The sequence below is a fragment of the Labrys sp. Lb11 genome, assembly GCF_057554225.1.
In genome coordinates this window covers 795817-816669 of sequence record NZ_BAAJOT010000003.1, presented here as the reverse complement: position 1 = coordinate 816669, position 20853 = coordinate 795817, and the positions used below count along the sequence as shown (strand labels likewise).

General features: G+C 68.0%; 20 protein-coding genes. 10 read left to right on the top strand and 10 right to left on the bottom strand.

The genetic code is table 11. The annotated features are described in order from the left end of the window. Window positions 1-334 precede the first annotated feature (334 nt). The 4 genes from AC27L4_RS13550 to AC27L4_RS13535 are packed head-to-tail and all read left to right on the top strand — an operon-like array spanning window position 335 to window position 4963. Entirely contained in the window at window positions 335-1867 is a 1533-nt protein-coding gene (locus AC27L4_RS13550) for a sugar ABC transporter ATP-binding protein (RefSeq protein ID WP_487142717.1), read from the top strand. Then, window positions 1854-2873, top strand: a complete 1020-nt coding sequence (locus AC27L4_RS13545) for an ABC transporter permease (RefSeq protein ID WP_487142716.1) — start codon at window positions 1854-1856, stop codon at window positions 2871-2873. The genes AC27L4_RS13550 and AC27L4_RS13545 overlap by 14 nt, the downstream gene beginning before the upstream one ends. Beyond that, window positions 2870-3901, top strand: a complete 1032-nt coding sequence (locus tag AC27L4_RS13540) for an ABC transporter permease (RefSeq protein ID WP_487142715.1) — start codon at window positions 2870-2872, stop codon at window positions 3899-3901. The genes AC27L4_RS13545 and AC27L4_RS13540 overlap by 4 nt, the downstream gene beginning before the upstream one ends. 54 nt (window positions 3902-3955) lie before the next feature. Next, window positions 3956-4963, top strand: coding sequence for an autoinducer 2 ABC transporter substrate-binding protein (locus AC27L4_RS13535; protein ID WP_487142714.1), 1008 nt, complete (start codon window positions 3956-3958; stop codon window positions 4961-4963). Between the two features lie 243 nt (window positions 4964-5206). Here the strand turns inward: AC27L4_RS13535 and AC27L4_RS13530 are convergent, their stop codons facing one another. The 4 genes from AC27L4_RS13530 to AC27L4_RS13515 form a co-directional block, all read right to left on the bottom strand. After that, the gene (locus tag AC27L4_RS13530; protein ID WP_487142713.1) at window positions 5207-6232 is read right to left on the bottom strand and encodes an ABC transporter permease; all 1026 of its coding nucleotides are present in this window, start codon (window positions 6230-6232) and stop codon (window positions 5207-5209) included. A 12-nt stretch (window positions 6233-6244) separates the two neighbouring features. Next, window positions 6245-7243 carry an ABC transporter permease gene (locus AC27L4_RS13525; RefSeq protein WP_487142712.1) on the bottom strand — a complete coding sequence of 333 codons (999 nt, stop codon included), beginning with the start codon at window positions 7241-7243 and terminating at the stop codon, window positions 6245-6247. Continuing rightward, window positions 7227-8711: a sugar ABC transporter ATP-binding protein gene (locus tag AC27L4_RS13520; RefSeq protein ID WP_487142710.1), complete on the bottom strand. Its 1485-nt coding sequence runs from the start codon at window positions 8709-8711 to the stop codon at window positions 7227-7229. The genes AC27L4_RS13525 and AC27L4_RS13520 overlap by 17 nt, the downstream gene beginning before the upstream one ends. Before the next feature lie 108 nt (window positions 8712-8819). Beyond that, window positions 8820-9821 carry a substrate-binding domain-containing protein gene (locus AC27L4_RS13515; RefSeq protein ID WP_487142709.1) on the bottom strand — a complete coding sequence of 334 codons (1002 nt, stop codon included), beginning with the start codon at window positions 9819-9821 and terminating at the stop codon, window positions 8820-8822. A gap of 585 nt (window positions 9822-10406) precedes the next feature. Between AC27L4_RS13515 and AC27L4_RS13510 the strand changes: the two genes are divergently transcribed. Together AC27L4_RS13510 and AC27L4_RS13505 are read left to right on the top strand one after the other, a co-directional pair. Continuing rightward, window positions 10407-11321 carry a tagatose-bisphosphate aldolase gene (locus AC27L4_RS13510; RefSeq protein WP_487142708.1) on the top strand — a complete coding sequence of 305 codons (915 nt, stop codon included), beginning with the start codon at window positions 10407-10409 and terminating at the stop codon, window positions 11319-11321. A gap of 57 nt (window positions 11322-11378) precedes the next feature. Further along, window positions 11379-11912, top strand: coding sequence for a P-loop nucleotide/nucleoside kinase family protein (locus AC27L4_RS13505; RefSeq protein ID WP_487142707.1), 534 nt, complete (start codon window positions 11379-11381; stop codon window positions 11910-11912). A 119-nt stretch (window positions 11913-12031) separates the two neighbouring features. Here AC27L4_RS13505 and AC27L4_RS13500 read toward each other — a convergent pair whose 3' ends face one another. From AC27L4_RS13500 to AC27L4_RS13490, 3 genes are read right to left on the bottom strand one after another with little or no spacing between them, the layout of a single operon-like run. Further along, window positions 12032-13243, bottom strand: coding sequence for an MFS transporter (locus AC27L4_RS13500; protein ID WP_487142939.1), 1212 nt, complete (start codon window positions 13241-13243; stop codon window positions 12032-12034). Between the two features lie 12 nt (window positions 13244-13255). Then, complete coding sequence (locus AC27L4_RS13495; RefSeq protein ID WP_487142706.1) at window positions 13256-14080, bottom strand: aldo/keto reductase; 825 nt, start codon at window positions 14078-14080, stop codon at window positions 13256-13258. Window positions 14081-14104: 24 nt separating this feature from the next. Further along, a complete protein-coding gene (locus AC27L4_RS13490) occupies window positions 14105-14323 on the bottom strand; it encodes a hypothetical protein (RefSeq protein WP_487142705.1) in 219 nt (72 codons plus the stop codon). Window positions 14324-14410: 87 nt separating this feature from the next. Between AC27L4_RS13490 and AC27L4_RS13485 the strand changes: the two genes are divergently transcribed. From AC27L4_RS13485 to AC27L4_RS13470, 4 genes are all read left to right on the top strand, one after another. After that, the gene (locus tag AC27L4_RS13485) at window positions 14411-15328 is read left to right on the top strand and encodes a LysR family transcriptional regulator (RefSeq protein WP_487142704.1); all 918 of its coding nucleotides are present in this window, start codon (window positions 14411-14413) and stop codon (window positions 15326-15328) included. Between the two features lie 473 nt (window positions 15329-15801). Next, window positions 15802-16599: an SDR family NAD(P)-dependent oxidoreductase gene (locus AC27L4_RS13480; RefSeq protein ID WP_487142703.1), complete on the top strand. Its 798-nt coding sequence runs from the start codon at window positions 15802-15804 to the stop codon at window positions 16597-16599. 36 nt (window positions 16600-16635) lie between these two features. After that, entirely contained in the window at window positions 16636-17076 is a 441-nt protein-coding gene (locus tag AC27L4_RS13475) for an organic hydroperoxide resistance protein (RefSeq protein WP_487142702.1), read from the top strand. 444 nt (window positions 17077-17520) lie between these two features. After that, window positions 17521-18444, top strand: coding sequence for a LysR family transcriptional regulator (locus AC27L4_RS13470; RefSeq protein ID WP_487142701.1), 924 nt, complete (start codon window positions 17521-17523; stop codon window positions 18442-18444). Between the two features lie 64 nt (window positions 18445-18508). Here AC27L4_RS13470 and AC27L4_RS13465 read toward each other — a convergent pair whose 3' ends face one another. The 3 genes from AC27L4_RS13465 to AC27L4_RS13455 form a co-directional block, all read right to left on the bottom strand. Continuing rightward, window positions 18509-18670 (bottom strand): hypothetical protein, encoded by a 162-nt coding sequence (locus AC27L4_RS13465; protein WP_487142700.1) that lies wholly within the window; start codon window positions 18668-18670, stop codon window positions 18509-18511. Window positions 18671-18679: 9 nt separating this feature from the next. Beyond that, complete coding sequence (locus AC27L4_RS13460) at window positions 18680-19468, bottom strand: alpha/beta fold hydrolase (protein ID WP_487142699.1); 789 nt, start codon at window positions 19466-19468, stop codon at window positions 18680-18682. Between the two features lie 86 nt (window positions 19469-19554). Continuing rightward, window positions 19555-20847 carry an epoxide hydrolase family protein gene (locus AC27L4_RS13455; protein WP_487142698.1) on the bottom strand — a complete coding sequence of 431 codons (1293 nt, stop codon included), beginning with the start codon at window positions 20845-20847 and terminating at the stop codon, window positions 19555-19557. Between the last annotated feature and the right edge of the window lie 6 nt (window positions 20848-20853).

Below are 20853 nucleotides of genomic sequence, written 5' to 3'. Positions count from 1 at the left end.
GGTTCCTGCGCCACGGCAGGCCCATGCCGCATCGGCCGCCTGTCCGGGAAAGCATGGCCCACGTGCGCGGCGGTCGCAACTGCGGGGCGGGCCGCCGCTTCGACGAGGCGCATGCGAGGCGTGCCCGGACGGCGGAAAGGCCGCCGCCGCGGCGGCCGCTTCTGCTTCACGCCGACGCTTGACGGCGTATCTTTGCTATGCATAGCTAATCAAATCACTGCATAGCTAGTCACCGACGCGAAGACGTCGAAAGATCAGGGCCAGGAAGCGCGAGATGGAGCCGGCCGGCTTGGGCCTGCACCCGGTGCTGCGACCTGGCGAGGGAAGCCTTGCCATGCTGGAGCAGCCGCCCGACCCGGGGCCGATCTTGCGGATCGCCGGGGTCGGCAAGTCCTACGGGCCGACGCGCGTCCTGTCCGATATCAGCTTCGACATCGCTCCGGGCCGTGTCCACGCGCTTGTCGGCGAGAACGGCGCGGGCAAGTCGACCCTGGTCAAGATCATCACCGGGATCATCGCGGCCGACGAGGGCGAGGTGCTGCTCGAGGGGCGGACCGCCGAGTTCCGCACGCCGATCGAAGCCCGGGCGGGCGGCGTCTCGGCGGTCTATCAGGATCCGAAGCTGTTTCCGCATCTCGACGTCGCCGAGAACATCTTCATCGGCAATTTCCCCAGGACGGTCCTCGGCACGGTCGACCGGGCGGCGATGTACCGCGGCGCCCGCCGCGAGCTCGATCGCCTCGGGGTCGACCTCGATCCGCGCTCCCTGGTGGCGGCGCTCTCCATGGCCGAGCTGCAATTCGTCGAGATCGCCCGGGCGCTCTCCGCGGATGTCAGGCTGCTCATCCTCGACGAGCCGACATCGCCGCTGACGCCGGCCGAGGCGGAGAAGCTCTTCGCCATCGTCCGCACCCTGCGCGCGGCGGGCCGGTCGATCCTGCTGATCACCCACCGCCTCGAGGAAGTCGAGGCCATCGCCGACGACGTCACGGTGCTGCGCGACGGGCGGCACATCGCCACGCGGCCGGCCCGGGACCTCGACCGCGCCGGCATCGTCGACCTGATGGTCGGGCGCAGCATCGACGCGCTGTTCACGCGCACAGGGACGGCGGCGAAGCGCGAGGAGGTCCTGCGCGTCGAAGGCCTGGGCCTTGCCGGCACCTTCGCGGACGTCTCGTTCGGGCTCAGGGCGGGCGAGATCGTCGGCATGGCCGGCCTCGTCGGCGCCGGCCGCTCGGAGATCGCCCAGGCGGTGTTCGGGATGACGCCGCCGACGGCCGGCCGGATCCTGCTGAAGGGGCGGGAGGTCGCGCCGGCGAGCCCCGAGCAGATGCTCAGGCTCGGGGTGGCCTATCTGCCGGAGGACCGCGACGGCCAGGGGCTGATCATGGCCGAGAGCGTCGGCGACAACGTCACCCTGCCCATCGCCTCCCGCCTCGCCCGCTGGGGCTTCCTCGCCAGGCGGCGGGAGGCGGACGTCGCGGCCGAGGCCGTCGCCACCTACAAGGTGCGCACCACCGGCGTCGGCCAGGTCGTCTCGGCGCTCTCGGGCGGCAACCGGCAGAAGGTCGCCTTCGCCCGCTGGCTGGCGACCCATCCGATCGTCATGCTGCTGGACGAACCGACCCACGGGGTCGACGTCGGCAGCAAGGCGCAGATCCACCAGATCATCCGGGACCTCGCCGCCTCCGGCCTCGCCGTGCTGCTGATCTCCTCGGACCTGCCGGAGGTGCTGGCGATGAGCGACCGCATTCTAGTCGTCGCCGAGGGCCGGATCGTGGCCGAGCTCGACGGCGAGGGGACGACACAGGAGGCGGTGATGCGCGCGGCCACCCGCAGCGGGGAGGCCGCGCATGTCCTCCAATGAGGCGGCACCCCGCCGCAGCATCGCCGATCTCGCCCTGCGCCTGCGGCTGAGCGGCGTCCTCGCCTTCCTGCTGCTGCTCGGCCTCGCATTCTCGCTCATGACGCAGCAGTTCCTGAGCTGGCAGAACCTCGGCGTGATCGCCTCGAACGCCGCGATCCTCGCCATCGTCGCGGCGGCCCAGTCCGTCGTGCTGCTGACGCGCAACCTCGATGTCTCGGTCGGATCGATCATGGGCTTCGCCGCCTATCTGACAGCGGACTATGCCGCGCATCACCCGGGCGGCGGCGTGGAGATCGTGCTGATCGCGCTGGCGCTCGGCGGCGCCCTCGGGCTGATCAACGGCCTGATCGTCGCCTACGCCAGGGTCTCGCCGCTGATCGCGACGCTCGGCACGATGTCGCTCTATCGCGGCATGACCTATATCTACGCGCACGGACAGGAGATCACCTCCAGCAAGCTGCCGCGCTGGATGCTCGAGGCCGTGGATCTGCGCATCGCCGGCCTGTCCTCGCTCGTCATCGTGGCGATCGTGGTCGTCGGCCTCCTGGCGCTGTTCCTGCGCTTCGTCCCGCTCGGCCGGCGCATCTATGCCGTCGGCTCCAATCCCCTGGCGAGCGTGTTCTACGGGTTGCGCATCGAGCGGGTGGTGCTGTTCGCCTATGTGCTGGCCGGCGTGATGTGCGGCTTTGCCGGGCTGCTCTACGCCGCCCGCGTCGGCACGGTCACGGTCATCCTGGCCTCGGGCTGGGAACTGACGTCGCTGGCCGCGGCCGTGCTCGGCGGCGTCAGCGTCGCGGGCGGGTCGGGCTCGGTGGTCGGGGCGGCGCTTGGGGCCGTGGTGCTCGCCTGCATCGACAACGGCCTCGTCCTGCTCGGCATCCCGGAGTTCTGGCGCATGTTCGTGCAGGGCGGCGCCATCGTGCTGGCCGTCGCGGTCGATGTGATCATCGGTGCGCAGATCCGGCGCAGCCTGCGGCGCCGGCGCTTCGGCGGGAGGCTGGCATGACGCCGTCCGCACCGCGCCGCCGCATCTGGCGGCCGAACGCCTGGGAGATCTTCCTGGTCGCGATGATCCTCGCCGCGGGCGTGTGGTCGTCGATGCTCTCGCCCTACTATCTCAGTCTCGACCAGATCCTCTATTCCAGCCGCCAGTTCCTGATCCCCGGCCTGCTGGCGCTCGGGCTGATGGTCGTGGTCGTCACGGGCGAGATCGACATCTCGCTGGCCTCGATCCTGGCCGTCGGCGCCGTGCTCTTCGCCAAGTGCTCCGCCTTCGGCGTACCGATCTGGCTCGCCGCGCCGGCCGTCGTCCTGGCGGGGGCGGCGCTCGGCGCCTTCAACGGGGTGCTGGTCGCTCGATTCGGCCTGCCGTCCCTCGCGGTGACGCTCGGCACGATGGGGGCCTATCGCGGGCTTGCCTTCATCATCGGCTCGGAGATCGGCTACACCGATTTCGACGATTCCTATCTCCATGTCGGGTCGGAGCTCGTCTTCGACATCGTACCGGTCGCCCTGCTGGTGTTCGCCGCGGTGACGCTCGGCGTCGGCATCCTGATGCACCGCACCGTCTTCGGGCGGCACTGCTTCGCCGTCGGCAACAACCGCGACGCGGCCTGGATCGCCGGCATCGGCGTCACGCGCATCAAGATCGAGGCCTACGCCCTCGCCGGGGCGCTGTCCGGCCTGGCCGCCCTCGTCTGGATCGGTCAATACGGCTCCGCCCGCGGTGACAATGCCGACGGCCTCATCCTGTTCGTCGTCACCGCCGTGGTGCTCGCCGGCGTCGATATCAACGGCGGCAAGGGCACGGTTCTCGGCACGCTCCTCGCCCTGCTGCTGCTGGGCACGCTGCGCAACGGGCTCGGGCTCGCCAACATCGCCGGCCCGGTCCAGACCGTGGTGCTCGGCCTGCTGCTGGTGCTGGGCGTGCTGCGGCCGGTGGCGACCCGGGCCATGCGGCAGGCGCGGCTCCTTCTTTCGCCGCGCTCCAGGCGCGGACCCGAGGCCAAGCCGGCGAGGCCGGCCGGCACATAGGCGGAAGCGGAGCCGATCCGCCGTTCGGTCAAAAAACCAAGACAGGAGGAACATATGAGGACGAGACGCGAAACCCTGGCGCTCATGGGGGGCGCACTGCTGGCCGGCTCGGCCGTTGCGTCGCCGGCGGTGGCCAAGGAGTCCGGCTTCAAGCTGATGATGACGCCGAAATGGACGGGCTTCCCCTATTTCGAGGCCGCGGCGAGGGGCGGCAAGGCCGCCGCCGAGGAGCTCGGCGACACCTTCGTCTACGCCGGCGCCGACCACGCGGATGTCTCCCTGCAGGTCGAGACGCTGGAGAACTTCCTGACCCAGAAGCCGGACGGCATCATCCTGGCCGCCATCGACCTCAACGCCGTCGCGCCGGTGCTCAAGCAGGCCCGCAAGCGCGGCATCACCGTCACGACCTTCGACGCGGACGCGGCGCCCGAGGCCCGCGACATGTTCGTCAACCAGATGTCCTACGAGCAGGCCGCCCGCACCATGCTCGACTGCGCCCTGATGGACGCGCCGGCGGGCGGCGAGATCGCCTTCATCGCTGCCTCTCCTACCTCGCCGAACCATACGGCGCATATGAAGATCATGACGGAGCTGACCCAGGCCGAGGACAAGTACAAGGTCTTCAAGGTCGTCGACACGCAATACGCCCAGGACGACGACGCCAAGAGCTACGATGTCGCCAACAACCTGATCCAGGCCCACCCCAACCTGAAGGTGATCATCTCGTCCTCGGCGGTCAGCGCCCCGGCGGCGGCCCGCGCCATCGTCGCGGGCGGTCACGCCGGCAAGGTCTTCGCCACCGGCTTCGCCCTGCCCAGCGCGATCAAGAGCTACCTCGAGGACGGGTCCGAGAAGGCCTTCGCCCTCTGGAACCCCTATGAGCTGGGCTATGTCGCGACCTACGCCACCCATCTCAAGCTCGCGGGCAAGCTGGAGATCAAGCCGGGCGCCACGTTCGAAGCCGGCAAGGCCGGCAGCTACACGGTCGGCGAGAAGGGCGAGATCGTCTACGGCAAGCCGATGATCTTCACCAAGGAGACCGTCGACAAGGCCGGATTCTGACCGCGTCCCGGTCGCTTCCGCCCATCGCCGTCTCGTGGGTCCCGGGAGCCTTCCCGGGACCTTCCGCTCATCGCCGGCATCGGCGGGCCGGCGACGGTCCCCCGCATGCGCACATCCATGGCCCCGGCGGGAAGACGCCTTCGCCGGCAGTCCGGATCAGCGCTTCCCCTTCCGGGACGGCGGGCGGCGGGTCTCGACGCACGGGCCGGGGCCGTCGGCCGCTCCGGGAACGCCGGAGGCCTGCTATCGCCGCCGCGGCGCCAGTGACTGGCGGATCACGCCCAGGGCGGTGACGCCGATGATGAGCGCACCCCAGATCGCGATGGTCAGGAACTGGCTCAGGTTCATCAGGTTGAAGGCCGACGAGATCACCTGCAGCAGGATCAGCGCCATGAACAGGCCGCCGACCTTGCCGAAGCCGCCGAACGGGTCGATGCCCCCCAGCACGGCCGCCAGGATGGTGACGAGCAGGAAGCTCTCGCCATAGGCGGCGTTGGCGGAATTGAAGCGCGCCATCATCACCAGCCCGGCGACGGCGGCGAGAAGGCTCGAGAGCACATAGATCTTCACCAGCACGCGCCGCGTGTCGACGCCGGAAAACCGCGTCGCCTTCTCGTTCGAGCCGATCATGTAGATCTTCTGGCCGAGCGGGGAGCGGTTGAGCATCACCGCCATGGGGATGCAAAGCAGCACGAACAGCACCATGGCGTAGGGCACGCCGAAGATCGTCGAGTTGCCCAGCGCCACGATCGGCTCGGGGAAGCCCGATATGACGTTGCCGCGGGTGAGGCCGATGGAGAGCCCCTTGCACAGCGTCATCGTGCCGAGCGTCGCCAGGATCGGCGAGACCCCGACATAGGCGATGATGATGCCGCTCAGGAGACCGATGACCACGGCGACGCCGAGGCCCGCGGCGATCGCCACGACCTGCCAGAGGCCCCAGGCCAGGCTGCCCGGCTCGGTGCCGGGAACATAGGTCGTCAGGATCCACGCCATGGTGAGGGCGCAGAGGTTCGCCGTGGCGATGATCGCAAGATTGAGGCCGCCCGACAGCAGCGTGATCATCATTGCCAGCGACAGGATGCCGAGCTCGGGCATCTGGAAGGCCATCGACTGGATCGTGCCGATGGCGAACAGGCGGTCGCCGAGAATCAGGCCGAAAACGACCAGGAGCGCGACCAGGACGAGGGCGAGGGTCGCCACCGTGCCGCCGCCGAACAGGCGGGAGAGCAGGGAAGGGCGGGCGTGCGCGGCGATCTGCAGGCTCATGGCGCAGCCTCCTCAGGCAACCAGGCCGCCCTTGCGGCGGCGCTGCGACCAGGCGGTGGTGGAGACCGCGATCAGAATGACGAGACCGACGAAGAGCTGGTTCCAGTAGGAGGACACGCCGAGAAGGACGAGCCCGTTCTGGAGGATCGCCAGGAGCGCGACGCCGAGGACGGTGCCCAGGACGCTGCCGACACCGCCCATCAGGCTGGCGCCGCCGAGAACGACGGCAGCGAGCACGTCGAGCTCCTTGCCGACCAGCACCGTCGGCGTGACCGATTGGGCCAGCTGCGCCTGCGACAGCGAGGCGATACCGGCGATGAAACCCATATAGCCGTAGACGAGGCAGTTGAGCCCGAAGACGTGGAAGCCGAGGCGCTGGGCCGCGTCCTTGTTGCCGCCCATCGCGTAGATCTGCCGCCCGATATTGGTGCGGTTGAGCAGGAGCCAGGTCACCAGGAAGGCGAGGACGAGCAGCAGGATCTGGAAGTTGATCGCATAGGGCATCTCGTTCTCGTCGACCCACTCGAACCACCAGATGCCGTCCCGGAAATATTTGGGCAGCGAGGTGATGTAGCGCCCGCCCGAGAAGAAGATCAGGAGGCCGTAGAACAGGTTCAGCGTGGCGATGGAGACGATGATCGACGAGATGCGCAGCTTCTGGATGAAGATCGCGTTGATCAGGCCGCAAACGAGCCCGACGCCGCAGGCCAGGACGAACAGACCCGTCCAGCCGACGTCGTACTGGTTGGCGACCGTCAGCGCGATGTACTGCGCGACCGTCGCCGTGGCGGTGAACGAGATGTCGATGCCGCCGGCGACCAGCACCACCAGGAGCCCGGCGGCGAGGATGCCGACGAAGGCATTGGAGGTCAGGAGGTCGAAGCCGTTCTGCAGGGTGAAGAAGCTGTCGGTGGACAGCGAAAGGCCGAGGCAGAACAGGACGATGACCGCGAGCAGCCAGCATTCGTGGCTGCGGCGGAAGCGTATCAGGGCCTCACGCATTGACGGCATCCCTCAACTCGGCCTCGCTGGAGGCATGAGGATGGTACTCGCCGATGAGGCGCCCCTGGCGCATGATCAGCACGCGGTGGGTGTGGTAGAACACCTCCGGGATCTCGTCGGAGATCATCAGCACGGCGACCCCCTCGGCCGCGAGACGGCGGACGACCTCGTAGATGCCGTCCTTGGCGTTGATATCGACGCCGACCGTCGGGCTGTCGAGAATGAGGAGGCGCGGCTTCGTCGCCATCCATTTGGCCAGAACGACGCGCTGCTGGTTGCCGCCGGACAATGTCCGCACCGGGTTTTCCGGGTCGGACACCTTGATCGTCAGATTGTCGATCCAGCGGCGCACCACCTCGCTCCGGACCGACTCGCGGATCAGCCCGAGGGGGCCGGCGAGCTTGTCCAGGATCGTCACGAGCGTGTTGGAGGAGATCGGCTGCTCGAGGACGAGGCCGAGCGTCAGCCGGTCCTCGGAGACATAGGCGACGCCCCTCTCGATCGCTTCGCGGTTGGAACGCGGCGTGGCCGGCTGCCCCAAAAGCCGGATCTCGCCGGAGGCCGGCGGGTTCATGCCGAAGAGCGACAGGGCCAGCTCCGTGCGGCCCGAGCCGAGCAGGCCGGTGATGCCGAGGATCTCGCCGGCGCGGATGTCGAAGCTGACGTCCTCGTACTGGCCCGGCCGGCTGAGGTTGTGCACCGAGAGGACGGTCTCGGCCTTGGCGAAATCCGGCTCGGCCGTGACGTAGTTGAACTCCTTGCCCGTCATCAGCACGCCGAGCTTGCGGTCGTTCATGTCGCGCGCGTCGAAGGTGCCGACCTTGGCGCCGTCGCGCAGCACGGTGACGCGCTCGGCGATCTCCATCACCTCGTCGAGGCGATGCGAGACGAAGACGATGCAGATGCCTTTCTTCTTGAGGTCGGCCACCAGGCGGATGAGGGCGTCGACCTCGTGCCGGGTCAGCGAGGCCGTCGGCTCGTCCATGATCACCAGCTTCGCATCCGCCGCCATGGCGCGGCAGATGGCGACGAGCTGGCGGCTGGCGATGGACAGATCCTCGACCTTGGCCTCCGGATCGAGCGTCACGCCGATCCGCGCCATGGCCTCGGCGGCCGTCCGGCGTACGCCGCGCCAGTCCACCAGGCGCAGGCCGCCGAGATGGCGGCCGACGGCGATGTTCTCGGCGACCGTGAGGTTGGGGAAGAGCGAGAGATCCTGGTAGATGACCTGGATGCCGCAGGCCGTCGACTGGACCGGATCAAGATGGGTGTATTCCCGCCCCTCGATCACGATCCGTCCGCCCGGCTCCGGCGGCTGCACGCCGGAAATGATCTTGATGAGCGTCGACTTTCCCGAGCCGTTTTCGCCGACGAGGCAGTGAACCTCGCCGGCTTCAAGCGTCAGGTCGACATCGCGCAAGGCGTGCACGCCGCCGAAACGCTTCGAAATGGAAGACAGGGACAGAAAAGTCGGCACGACAAGGTCCGGCTTCGGGGAACATGCGGTCTGGCGGCCGGCGCCGCCGGCCCATCGGACGTCGGGCAGGCGGCGGAAGGCTTCCGCCGCCTGCGTCGACCGATGCGGTCAGAGGCCCTGAGCGATCAGGCCGTCGACCGTGTCCTTGTTGATCTGCATGATCTTGTCGACCTTGATCAGCTTGCCGGGGACGTCGACCTCGGCCTTGCCGAGGCCGGGAATCTCGATGCCGTCCTTGATCTCGGTGCCGTCGAGAACGAGCTTGGCCACCGCCACCATGGCATAGCCGGCATCGGTCGGGTTCCAGAGGAAGCCCTCGCGGATGATGCCGTCCATGATCAGGTCCTTGCCCTGCGAGGGCAGCACCGTGCCGACGACGGCGATCTTCTTGCCGAGCCGCTTCTCCTTCACCGCATTGCCGGCGCCGATCGGGCCGTTCGAGCCGAAGGCGACGATGCCCTTGAGCTTGGGGTAGGCCTTGATGACGTCGAGCGTGGTCTTGTAGGCCGTGTCGATCTCGTCGGCGCCGGGGAAGCGGTCCGCCGCGAGCTTCATCTTCGGATAGTGCTCCTTCTGGTAGGCGATCGCCGCGTCCGCCCACTTGTTGTGGAGCGGCGTCGTCAGGGTGCCGACATAGACGACGTATTCGCCTTCCTCGCCCATCTCCTTGGCGAGCTTCTGCATCTGGACTTCGCCGAACTTCTTGGAATCGATCAGCTCGACGTTCCAGTCGCGGCCTTCCTGCTCCGGTCCTTCATGGGTGATGACCTTGATGCCGGCCGCCTGGGCGCGCTTGAGCACGGGCTCGCAGACCTTGACGTCGAGCGGGACCAGGCCGATCACGTCGACCTTCTTGGCGATCAGGTCCTCGAGCAGCTTCACCTGCTGGGCGGGGTCGACATTGGCCGGCCCGACCATGGTCGCATCGATCGAGAAGTCCTTCGCCCCCTTCTGGACGCCCTTTTCGAGCGCGTTGAACCAGGGAATGCCGGCGATCTTGACCACGGTCACCATGGTCTTCTCGGCAGCCTGCGCCGGAAAGGCGGGCAGGCCCAATGCTGCCACGACTGCAGCGCCCCCCAGGAGCTTGAGGGATTCGCGCCTGTTCATCATGTCCTCCGTTGCGTTTCCAACGCTGCCGCCCTTTGCGGTCATGCTTATCGAATGCGGGTAGCAGTGTGATCGGCGGCAAGGCGCTTGGCAAGCGTCGGCGTCCCGAAGCGCAAACGTTTTTGCTTTGCGGAAACCGATCTCGTTCATCGGTGGAAACGGCCGTTCGCCGGCGAGCGGAACCAGGCGAAAATCCGGCCGGGGATGCCCGCGGGCCTCTCGGGCGGGCGCGCCGCCGGGGATGATCGGCCGGTCCCGGCGAATCGGCCCGGTCCGATAAGGTCCGCCGCGGCGCCTGCGGGATACGATCCCGGGAAGGGACGGGGCCGCCGGGGACGGCATGTGACGGCGCGCCGTCGGGTGTGTCGCGGCAACTTGCAATTCCTTTCAGAAATATGTTACATTGTCGTCGGCAACAACAGGAGGCAGCCTTCCGTCCGCCCGTGGCCCGGGCGGCGCGGCAGGCCCGCCTCCTGGCGGATGCAGGCAATCACAGGCCGGACGTCCCTCGCGCCGCCTCATGCGGGCCGGGACGGCCGATCGGCCCCGCCTCCGGGGCCGGAGCACAAGGATAGGGACAGGCCCATGGCTGGGATGACGACGTCGGAGCTGCGTGGCTATCAGCAGATCTGCGCTCCCAACGGCATGATGATGGTCATTGCCTGCGACCAGCGCGGCGGCATGCGCTCGCTGCTGGCGAGCGACCCGGCCGAGCAGGCCCGCATCAGCGATGCGACGCTGGGCGAGACCAAATCCGACATCGTGCAGTATTTGGCGAACGAGGCCTCCTGCGTGCTGCTCGATCCGGTCTGCGCCGTGCCGAAGGTGGTCCATGACGGCGTGCTCGCTCGCGACGTGGCGCTGCTGATCGGGCTCGACGCGTCCGGCTTCGACAAGACGCCGGAAGGCTACCGCCTGTCGCGCCTGGCGCCGGGCATCGACGCCCGCCGCGTGCGCGAGCTCGGCGGCACGGGCGGCAAGATCATGGTCTATCTGCGCGCGGACAAGCCCGAGGCCAATCCCCACAACATCGACATCCTGCGCCGCTGCATCGAGGACTTCGCCCGCGAGGATCTCCTGCTTGTGGTGGAGTTCCTCACCTACGACCTGCCGGGCGAGAGCCGCGAGGAATACGCCGCCAAGGTGCCGGAGCTGGTGATCGGCGGCACGCGCATCTGCCTCGATCTCGGCGCCAAGGTGCTGAAGCTGCCCTATCCCGGCACGGCGGAAGCCTGCGCCACCATTTCCAAGCTCGCCGGCGCCGTGCCCTGGGCGGTGCTGTCGGCCGGCGTCGACCATTCGACCTTCCTCGGCCAGGTCGAGACGGCCATGCGCAACGGCGCTTCGGGCGTCATCGCCGGCCGCGCCTTGTGGAAGGACTGCATCTCGCTCGACCGCAAGGAAACCGCGAACCGGCTTGCGACGATCGCCGTGCCGCGGCTGCGCGAAATCCAGGCCTTGATCGACCGTCACGGCGGCAGGCCCGCGCAGGCGGCCTGAGGCCGCCGGCGTCATCGGCGCGGCGCTTGCAGGGGCGAAACGGATCGTGCTTGTGTCATGAAGAAGGCAGTCCTCGTCAACGGCGTGCCGGCCAGCGGCAAGAGCTGCCTGGCCCGGCTGCTGGCCGATGCGCGCAACTGGCCCGTCCTCGCCCTCGACAGCGTCAAGGAACCTTTCTTCGACCATCTCGGCATCGGCGACCGCGAGTTCAACCGCATGCTCGGACGGGCGAGCTACCAGGCGATCTGGTCGATCGTCCGCGACGCGCCGGCAGGCATGACCTTCGTCGTCGACGCCTGGTTCGGCTTCCAGCCGCGCGAGGTGCTGGAGGCCCATCTCGCCCGCGCCGGCGTCGGCATGACGGCCGAGATCTGGTGCCACGCCCCGCCGGAGCTCCTGGTCGAGCGCTATCGGGAGCGGCTCCACCTGCGTCATGCCGGCCATCCCGGCGAAGCCTTCCTTCCCGAGCTCGACGCCCTGGCTCGCCGTGCCGGGCCGCTGCGGCTCGGGCCAACCCTCGATGTCGATACCGCCCGGCCGCTCGACCGCGAGCGGGTGCTCGGCTGGGTGGACGAGGCTCTGGCGGGGTGAGCCGCCGCCGGGCCGCGTCGCCTTGCCCTCGAGCGAGGGCGGGGCACTGCTGATCCGCAAAAGCCGCTTCGGGCCGCCTTGCGGCGGCCGGGAGCGATGTCCTGGGGCCGCGGCCGGGGTCAGGCGTCGCAGGCTGCCGGCCGGCGGGATTTTTCGAGGCCGCCGATCTGCACCAGGGCGAGGCCGGCGGCGGCCAGCAGGCCGCCGGCGATCGCAACGGCGGCATAGCCGAAGCCGAGGCCGATGACCCCCGCGCCGATGGCGGCGCCCAGCGCATTGCCGAGGTTGAAGGCCCCGACATTGACGGAGGAAGCCAGGCCCGGCGCCTCCGACGCCGCTTCCATCACCCGCATCTGCACGGGCGGAACGATGGCGAACGCCGCCGCGCCCCAGACGAGGAGGCCGATGGCCGCGCCCGCATGGCTGGCGAAGGCCAGGGGCAGGACGAGCATGACCGCCGCGAGCGCGCCGAGGAAGACCTTGGTCGCCCCGTCGAGCGACCAGTCGGCCAGCCGCCCGCCCAGCCAGTTGCCGATCGTGAATCCGATGCCGATCAGCACCAGCGCGAAGGTCACGAAAGCGTCGGATGCGCCCGTCAGTTGCGCCAGGGCGGGGGCGACATAGGTGTAGAGCGCGAACATCGCGCCTGCCCCCATGACCGTGGTCGCCATGGCGAGCAGCACCGCGGGACGGGTGAGCACGCCGATCTCGCGCCGCACGTCCGGCATCGCGCCGCGCTCGCCCCTGGGCAGGGCGACCCACAGCGCTGCGATGGCGGCGATGCCGATCAGCGCCGTGCCGGCGAACGCCATGCGCCAGCCGACCTGCTGGCCGATCCAGGTCGCGGCCGGAACGCCGCCGATATTGGCGATCGTCAGCCCCATGAACATGGCAGCCACCGCGCTCGCCTGCTTCTCCTTCGGCACGACGCTCGCCGCCACCACCGCGCCCAGGCCGAAGAAGGCCCCGTGGTTGAGGCTGGTGACCAGCCGGGCGAGGAGCAGGGTGACATAGCCCGGCGCCATGGCCGACATCAGATTGCCGATGGTGAAGATGCCCATCAGCACCATCAGCGCCGTGCGCTTGCCGAAGCGGCCGAAGGCGAGCGTCATGATCGGCGCGCCGGCCGTGACGCCGATCGCATAGGCGCTGATGAGAAGGCCGGCCGTCGGGATCGAGACGTCGACCCCGTCGGCGATGACCGGGAGCAGGCCCATCGGCGAGAACTCGGTCGTGCCGATGCCGAAGGCACCGATCGCGAGGGCGAGGAGTGCCCAGCGGCCCCGCGCGGATGTATCGGCCGTCACGGCCGTCGTCGTCCTGGCGTTCATAATGGACATTCCTCAGGCATCCCATTCCGGAGCGAGCCCCGGCGGGCTGACGATCCGGCCGTCCGGCCGCGCGAGCCCGGCAATGGCGGCCATGTCGGCCGCGTCGAGGGCGAAGTCGAAGATTGCGACGTTCTCCTTCACGCGCTCGGGGCGCGCCGTCTTGGAAAGGGCGATGCAGCCCTGCTGGACCAGCCAGCGCAGACCGACCTGCGCGGCGCTCTTGCCGTATTTGGCGCCGATCCGCTGCAGAACGGGGTCCTTCGGCACCGCGCCGTCGGCCATGCCGTAATAGGCGGTGATGGCGACGCCGCCGGCCCTGGCGGCTGCGACGAGCGCATGCTGGGGCAGGTAGGGATGCAGCTCGACCTGGTTGGTCACGATCGGCGCCTTCGAGAGCGCGATCGACTCCCGCATCTGCGCGATGGCTTGGTTGCTGACGCCGACGAACCGGGTCTTGCCGGCGGCCGCCACGGCGTCCAGCCTCTCGACCTGCTCTGCGACCGGCACCGCGTCGCCCGGCCAGTGCAGGAGAAGGAGATCGACCCGGTCGATCCCGAGCTTGTCGAGGCTCTCCCCGACTGAGGCCGCGAACCGGTCAGGGGCATAGTTGTCGACCCAGACCTTGGTGGTGAGGAAGAGATCGTCCCGCCGCACTCCGGCGGCCTGGAGAGCCCGGCCGAGCGCCGCCTCGTTGCCATAGATCTGCGCGGTGTCGAAGTGACGGAAGCCGGCCTCGAGCGCGGCCGGGACGACGCGCTCCACCTCCGCGTCCGACATGCGGAACACGCCGAAGCCGAGGGAGGGAATTGTCGCGCCATGGACGGTAACGGCTTGCATTGAAGAAATTCCTTCTGAAGAGCGTCAGGCGGCTTCGGCCGCCATGGTCGGGGCGAGCGCCGGCATCGCCCTGTCGGCTTGGCCGAACACGGGAACGCCGCGCATCCGGGCGGCGGCGCAGCCGAGGTCCTCGGCCCGGCGGGCCTCGCCGGCCGGCGACCAGTCGTTGTCGGGCGGCAGCTCGGTGCCGAAAGTCATGTCGCTGGGGGCGCGGATGAGATCGAGGGCGGAGGTCCTTGTCATGCGCCGGGAGATATGGCGCCGGTGGGGGCTTGATAATCGGCCTGGCTTCCACATCATCTATGAAACGAAATCAAAGATGGGGCGTCCGTGGACAATCGCGCCGGCGAGATGCAGGTGTTCCTGCGGGTGGTTGAGGCGGGAAGCTTTTCGGAGGCGGCGCGCCTCCTGCGCATGACGCCGTCGACCATCAGCAAGCTGATCTCGCGCATCGAGGCCCGGCTCGGCGTGCGCCTCGTCGAACGCTCGACCCGGCGGCTGTCGCTGACGGAGGAGGGGCGAACCTACTACGAGCGCAGCCAGGCCCTGCTCCACGACCTCGACGAGGTCGAGCGCGAGTTGTCGCAGGGAGCGGCGACGACCGGCGGCACGGTCCGGGTCAACGTCTCGGTCGCCTTCGGCGTGCTGGGCCTGGAGCCGCTCCTGCCCGAGTTCTGGCAGGCCTATCCCAATGTCGCGGTCGATCTGTCGCTGTCGGACGAGATCGTCGATCTCTATCTCGACCGGACTGACGTCGCCTTCCGGGTGGGGCCGCTGCCCGATTCGGGCATGATCGCGCGCCGCATCGGCGTGGCCCGGCGCAAGGTCGTGGCCTCGCCCGCCTATCTCGAGCGCTGCGGCACGCCGCGCACCGTCGACGACTTCGCGCGGCACAATTGCCTCGGCTTCAACTTCCGGCGCTCCGCCCCGGTCTGGCCGATCCGGGAGAGCGGGCGAACCGTCGACCGTGCGGTGAAGGGGGCGCTGCTCGCCAACAACGGCGAGACGGTGCGGCGCATGGCGCTCGCGGGCGTGGGGCTGGCGCGCCTGGGCGACTATCACGTGCGGGCCGATCTTGCCGCCGGCCGCCTGGTGGAGGTGCTGGCCGACGCGGTCGAGCCCGACGAGGAGCAGATCCACGCCGTCTTCCTGGGCGGGGCGCGCATGCCCCAGCGCATGCGCGTCTTCCTCGACTTCGTCGTGCCGCGCCTGCAGCATTTCCTGAGCGGGGAGGCGGCGGAGGCTTGAGGGAGCCGGCCGATCGGTTCCGCTCGGGCCTCGACCCGATCCGCAATCTCGACCACGCCCCGGTGCAGCTCGCGCGGACGTCACGCTGGCAGTGACGCGGCAACTGCCCAAGACGGCCGGGAACCGCTTCAGGCAAACTCGATCGTGACCATTGTGGCTGCCGAGGCTATTTCCCGCAAATCATCCACGAACGACGTTCCAGATCTGAGTATTGTCAAGTGCGAAAGGTCGGAAGACCTAGAGAACACAATCTTCACATGGCCGGGATATCCTGGACCTCCTCCCTCGATCGCATCCCAGAAGGCATCAAAATTTCGTCCAAAGAATCCGGCACCGTCCTGAATGTTCTGCATTTCGAGAGGCTGGCTATCATTCTGAGCGACTGCCGCCCCTGACCCCATCCTCCTAAGTGTCTCGACGTCGCCGGACGTCGCCGAACGTGACGCCCCGCAGACCGATGAGGAGACGCGGACATGACAAACTACAAGGGAACGGCGGTCGTTACCGGAGCATCGACCGGCATCGGCGTGGTCTATGCTGATCGGCTGGCCGCGCAGGGCTACGATCTCGTCTTGGTCGCTCGCAGCGCCGACAAGCTCGGTGAGGTTGCCGAACGTATTCGCGCCAAGACCGGCCGGCAGGTCGACGTGCTTCCAGCCGACCTTACGGACGCCGCAGACCTCGCCAATGTCGAAGATTTCCTGAAAACGACGCCGGACGTCACCCTGCTGGTCAACAATGCCGGCCTCGGCGGCGCCCTGAAGCTGGTCGAGTCCGACGTCGAGCAGATGACGGCGATGATTTCGCTCAATGTCACGGCGCTCGCGAGGCTGACCTATGCCATTGTGCCGGGCTTTATCGCGCGCGGTTCTGGCACGATCATCAACATCGCGTCGATCGTCGCCATCAGCCCGGAGGCGCTGAACGGCGTCTATGGCGGCACCAAGGCTTTCGTCCTCGCATTCAGCCAGAACCTGCGCCACGAGCTGGAGGGCACCGGCGTCCATGTGCAGGTGGTCCTGCCGGGCGCCACCGCCACCGATTTCTGGGCGATCGCCGGCCGTCCGGTCGAATTGCTGCCGAGCGCGATCGTGATGAGCGGCGAGGATCTGGTCGACGCCGCGCTCATCGGGCTCGGCCGCGGTGAGTTCGCGACCATTCCCTCGCTTCAGGACGGCGGCCTGTACGACGCATACGAACAGGCGCGCCGGGCCATGGCCGGCAAGCTTTCCAGTTCCACGCCGGCGGCCCGCTACCGGGCCGTCGCGTGATCCCTTGTCCCTCCCGGAAAGAAAGGCAATCGAACCATGACCGCGAAGAAACTCTATACCGCCAATGTTCACACCGTCGGTGGCCGCGAAGGCGCGGCGAAAAGCTCGGACGGTCAGCTCGACATCAAGCTTTCCTCCCCGGGCACCGGTCGTCCCGGCGTCAACCCGGAGCAGCTTTTCGCCGCCGGCTGGTCGGCCTGCTTCGAGGGCGCGCTCGGCCTCGCCGCGAAGGAACAGCGTCTCGCGCTACCGGCGGAAACGGCCGTCGATGCCCGCGTCGATCTCCACTACGGCGAGGCCGAGGGGTACTTCCTCACCGCGCGGCTCGACGTCACCATCCCGGGCATCGCGGACGATATTGCCACGCGCCTGATCGAGCGTGCGCATGAAACCTGCCCTTACTCGAAGATGACCCGCGGCGGGATCGACGCCAGCGTGGTGCTGCGCTCCGGTGCGCCTGGGATCGGCGCCGTCTGAGAGCCGTGAAACGCGCCGCGGCGGGCGAGAGCTGACCGGAGATCAGTCAGCTCTCGCTCGACTTTGTCCGAAATCCTTGCGGCGGGCAACGGAGAAGCAAGACAGGGCGCGCCAAAAGCCCTCTCTGCGAAATGGAGAAGGCTTTTGGCGCGCCCCGTCCTGTCGGCGTGACCGCCGCCGGCCGGCCATGCTGTGCTCATGGGCAAAGCTGTGCTGCGGCGGCCGGCGTCGCCGGGCTTGACCATATCTCCAGCGAGTTCCGCCGCGGTCGCATCGGCCGGATTCACATATTCGGAGGTCGATATTTCTTGATCCGACTGCAATGTTTAGATTGAACCTGCCGGTCTGGCGGATCATTCTTCATCGAGCTTTGCACTGAAAAACGCGAAAGCTCCGGCGGTCGGGCGATGTTTTCGCCGCAGGCGGACATTCGCTGGAGATAGCATGGATCGTCTCGAAGCGATGGAGGTCTTACTGGCGGTCGTCGACGCCGGCAGCCTCTCGGCAGGGAGCCGGAAGCTCAACGCGCCGCTGCCCAGCGTCAGCCGGAAGGTGGCGGAGCTTGAGCGATTCCTGGGCTCGCGCCTGCTCATTCGGACCAGCCGGAACATCCAGCTGACCGATGCGGGTCGCGACTATGTCGATGCCGCCCGGCTGATCGTCACGCAGCTCAAGGAGGCCGAGCTTCGGGCGTCGGGCGAATATGAAGTGCCCAGAGGCATCCTGACGGTGACGATGCCGCTGGCGTTCGGGCAGTTGTGCATGTTGCCGCTGGCCTTCGACTTCCTGTGCGAGCACCCCGAGGTCGATCTGAATGTGCTGGCCGTGGATCGCGTGGTCAACCTCGTCGATGAGCATGTCGATATCGGCGTCCGGCTGGGAGAGCTGGCCGACAGCTCGCTTTATGCGATCAAGGCCGGCACCTTCCGTTTCGTGACCTGCGCCAGCCCGGCCTATCTGGCGCGCAAGGGCCGTCCGTCCAGTCCTGAAGACCTCGTCGACCACGATGCCGCCGTTTGCGGTGCGATCGAGGAAACAGCCTGGACCTATGAACGCGCCGGCCGCAAGATTCAGGGAAGGCCCAAGGTGCGTTTCCGCGTCAATACCAATTCCGGCGCTGTCGGGGCGGCGGTGGGCGGTATCGGGATCACCCGCGCCCCGAGCTATATGGTTTTGGAACAGTTGCGGAGCGGAGCGCTGGTCTCGCTCCTCGACGAGCATGATAACCGAACATTTCCGGTGCATCTGGTTTACGTCCGCCAAGGCTTGCTCCCGCTCAAAGTGCGGGTGTTCCTGGACTGGATCGCGCCGCGGCTGAGGGAAACGTTGCGGGAGCTCGAAGACGTCAAGCCGGCGTCGATCGAGTGAGAGCTCCGCGAGCTTTTATGCCCCGACCAGATCGATGATCGCCCGCGCGAACCCGGCCGGCGCCTCATTCGGCATAGGCGATCTCGAGCAGATCGGTACGAACCGTCGTCGACGGCGGCATCGAAGCCGGCGCGGCGCGGATGGCGGCGGCTGGGGCGAAGGGGGCTGCGGCGGCGACGACCGCAACCCCCATCATGCTGCGCCGGCTGAGATCGGCGATGGGCATGGTGCTTTCCTACTTCGTGGTCGCGGTTGCGGCCTGTTCGATCATGCCGGCCACTTCGTGAGGGTGCGAGATCATGACGACATGCGAGGCGCCGGGCACGACCTCGATCTTTCGCGCATGCGCGCGCTCGGCCATGAACGCCATGGCAGCAGGCGGGATGGCGAGATCCTTGGCGCCGTAGATGGCCCATGAGGGCAGGCTCTTCCAGGCAGCGACGGAAACCTTCTCCTCGCCGGCCTGGAGCGTGAGCGGGCGCTGCTCGAAGGCCGCGATCTGCGCCGGAGCGACCGGCAGGTCGCCGGCAAACGCGGCAGGGAACTGGTCGGGGCGGATGTAGAGATCCTGCTTGCCATCGGGCGTCGTCACCGGCTGCGCCAGCACGCCGTTCAGCACCGATCCCGGGAACTTGCCCGCCAGCTCGAAGCTGCTCTCGCCCACGTCGGGAGCGAAGGCGGCCACGTAGACCAAAGCCTTCACGTTGGCGGTGCCGGCAGCAGCCTGCGTGATCACGGTCCCGCCATAGGAATGGCCGACGAGCACGACAGGGCCGTTGATCGACTTGACGATCGAAGCGACATAGGCGGCGTCGCTTCCGGCGCCACGCAACGGATTGGCCGCGGCAATGACCGGATATCCGTCGCGCGTCAGATCGGCGATGACACCGTTCCAGCTCGATGAATCGGCGAATGCGCCATGGACCAGGACAATGGTCGGCCTGGCGGTCGAGGTTTGCGCGGACGCGGCTGCCATCGCGCAGATCGACCCTGCGGCCAGAATGGCGGCTTTCAGGAAAGACATGGGAAATCTCCCTATCCGACAAGGTTGATTGGAGGGGGCGGCGCGCGGCGGGGCGCTGCGCGCCGCCCGGCTCCGCCGTGGGGGTGTCAGCGGAGCGATTTGAACGAGGCGCGCATCTCGCTGGTGAAGGCGGCGGGTTGCTCCCAGGCGGCGAAGTGACCGCCTTTCGGAAGCCGGTTGTAATGGATCAGCGCGGGATATGCCTTCTCCACCCAGCTCCGCGGCGCCTGGTAGATTTCGTCGGGAAAGGCGCTGATCGCCGTCGGCAGCTTGACCCCCTTCGGCGCGAAGAAGGGGAGCTTGCTCTCCCAGTAGAGCCGGGCGGATGAAACCGCGGTACCGGTCAGCCAGTAGAGCGCGACATTGTCGATCAAGTCCTCCCTGGAGAGGCCTTCCTCGGCGCCGTCGAACACGCGGGTGATCAACTCCATGCTCCGCACGTCATGGTCGAACATCCATGACGCCAGCCCGATCGGCGAGTCCGCCAGCGCGTAAAGCGTCTGCGGGCGCTTCGCCATCTCGATCGCGTAGCCCAGCCCGTTCTTGTAGAAGCTGTCGAGCTGGTCATAGGCCCGCTGCTCGTCGGCCGAGAGGCCGGCCGGCGCCGCGCCGCCCGCCGCGAGCGCCTTGGCGATATCGTCGGGCACCGATGCCGGCATGTTGGTGTGGATGCCGACCAGCCCCGGCGGCTGGAGCAGCGCGAGCTGCTCGGTGACCGCGTTGCCCCAGTCGCCGCCCTGCGCCACGTAGCGCGTATAGCCGAGGCGGGTCATCAGCACCGCCCAGGCCCTGGCGATGCGGATCGGATCCCAACCGAGCTCGATGGGCTTGCTCGAGAAGCCATGCCCCGGCAGCGAGGGGATCACCACGTCGAACGCATCGGCCGCCGTCCCGCCATGAGCCGTGGGATTGGTCAGCGGGTCGATGATCTTGAGCTGCTCGAAGATCGAGCCCGGCCAGCCATGCGTGATGATCATCGGCAGCGCATTCCGGTGCTTCGACTTCACATGGATGAAATGAATGTCGACACCGTCGATCTCGGTGATGAAATTGGGCAGGTGGTTGAGGTAGTCCTCAGCCTTGCGCCAATCATATTCGTTCGCCCAATAGTCGGCGGCCGCCTTCATCGTCGCCAGCTTCAGTCCCTGCGACGTATCGCCGACCGTCTCGCGATCGGGCCAGTTGGTCGCCAGCACGCGGCGCTTCATGTCGGCAAGCGCGGCCTCCGGGATGTTGATCTTGAACGGGCGCACCGGCGGGCTGCCGGACGCGACGGTGGGTTGCGCCATGGCGACGCGTGGCAGACCGACGGCAGCGGCGCCGATCAGCGACGTCACGAGGAACTTGCGGCGGTCGATATCCGTGGTGGTAGACGACATGGTGGT

Coding starts and splice junctions, on each gene's coding strand:
- AC27L4_RS13550 (WP_487142717.1), top strand. CDS start 335: ATGCTGGAGCAGCCGCCCGACCCGGGGCCGATCTTGCGGATCGCCGGG.
- AC27L4_RS13545 (WP_487142716.1), top strand. CDS start 1,854: ATGTCCTCCAATGAGGCGGCACCCCGCCGCAGCATCGCCGATCTCGCC.
- AC27L4_RS13540 (WP_487142715.1), top strand. CDS start 2,870: ATGACGCCGTCCGCACCGCGCCGCCGCATCTGGCGGCCGAACGCCTGG.
- AC27L4_RS13535 (WP_487142714.1), top strand. CDS start 3,956: ATGAGGACGAGACGCGAAACCCTGGCGCTCATGGGGGGCGCACTGCTG.
- AC27L4_RS13530 (WP_487142713.1), bottom strand. CDS start 6,232: ATGAGCCTGCAGATCGCCGCGCACGCCCGCCCTTCCCTGCTCTCCCGC.
- AC27L4_RS13525 (WP_487142712.1), bottom strand. CDS start 7,243: ATGCCGTCAATGCGTGAGGCCCTGATACGCTTCCGCCGCAGCCACGAA.
- AC27L4_RS13515 (WP_487142709.1), bottom strand. CDS start 9,821: ATGAACAGGCGCGAATCCCTCAAGCTCCTGGGGGGCGCTGCAGTCGTG.
- AC27L4_RS13510 (WP_487142708.1), top strand. CDS start 10,407: ATGGCTGGGATGACGACGTCGGAGCTGCGTGGCTATCAGCAGATCTGC.
- AC27L4_RS13505 (WP_487142707.1), top strand. CDS start 11,379: ATGAAGAAGGCAGTCCTCGTCAACGGCGTGCCGGCCAGCGGCAAGAGC.
- AC27L4_RS13500 (WP_487142939.1), bottom strand. CDS start 13,243: ATGAACGCCAGGACGACGACGGCCGTGACGGCCGATACATCCGCGCGG.
- AC27L4_RS13495 (WP_487142706.1), bottom strand. CDS start 14,080: ATGCAAGCCGTTACCGTCCATGGCGCGACAATTCCCTCCCTCGGCTTC.
- AC27L4_RS13490 (WP_487142705.1), bottom strand. CDS start 14,323: ATGACAAGGACCTCCGCCCTCGATCTCATCCGCGCCCCCAGCGACATG.
- AC27L4_RS13480 (WP_487142703.1), top strand. CDS start 15,802: ATGACAAACTACAAGGGAACGGCGGTCGTTACCGGAGCATCGACCGGC.
- AC27L4_RS13475 (WP_487142702.1), top strand. CDS start 16,636: ATGACCGCGAAGAAACTCTATACCGCCAATGTTCACACCGTCGGTGGC.
- AC27L4_RS13470 (WP_487142701.1), top strand. CDS start 17,521: ATGGATCGTCTCGAAGCGATGGAGGTCTTACTGGCGGTCGTCGACGCC.
- AC27L4_RS13465 (WP_487142700.1), bottom strand. CDS start 18,670: ATGCCCATCGCCGATCTCAGCCGGCGCAGCATGATGGGGGTTGCGGTC.
- AC27L4_RS13460 (WP_487142699.1), bottom strand. CDS start 19,468: ATGTCTTTCCTGAAAGCCGCCATTCTGGCCGCAGGGTCGATCTGCGCG.
- AC27L4_RS13455 (WP_487142698.1), bottom strand. CDS start 20,847: ATGTCGTCTACCACCACGGATATCGACCGCCGCAAGTTCCTCGTGACG.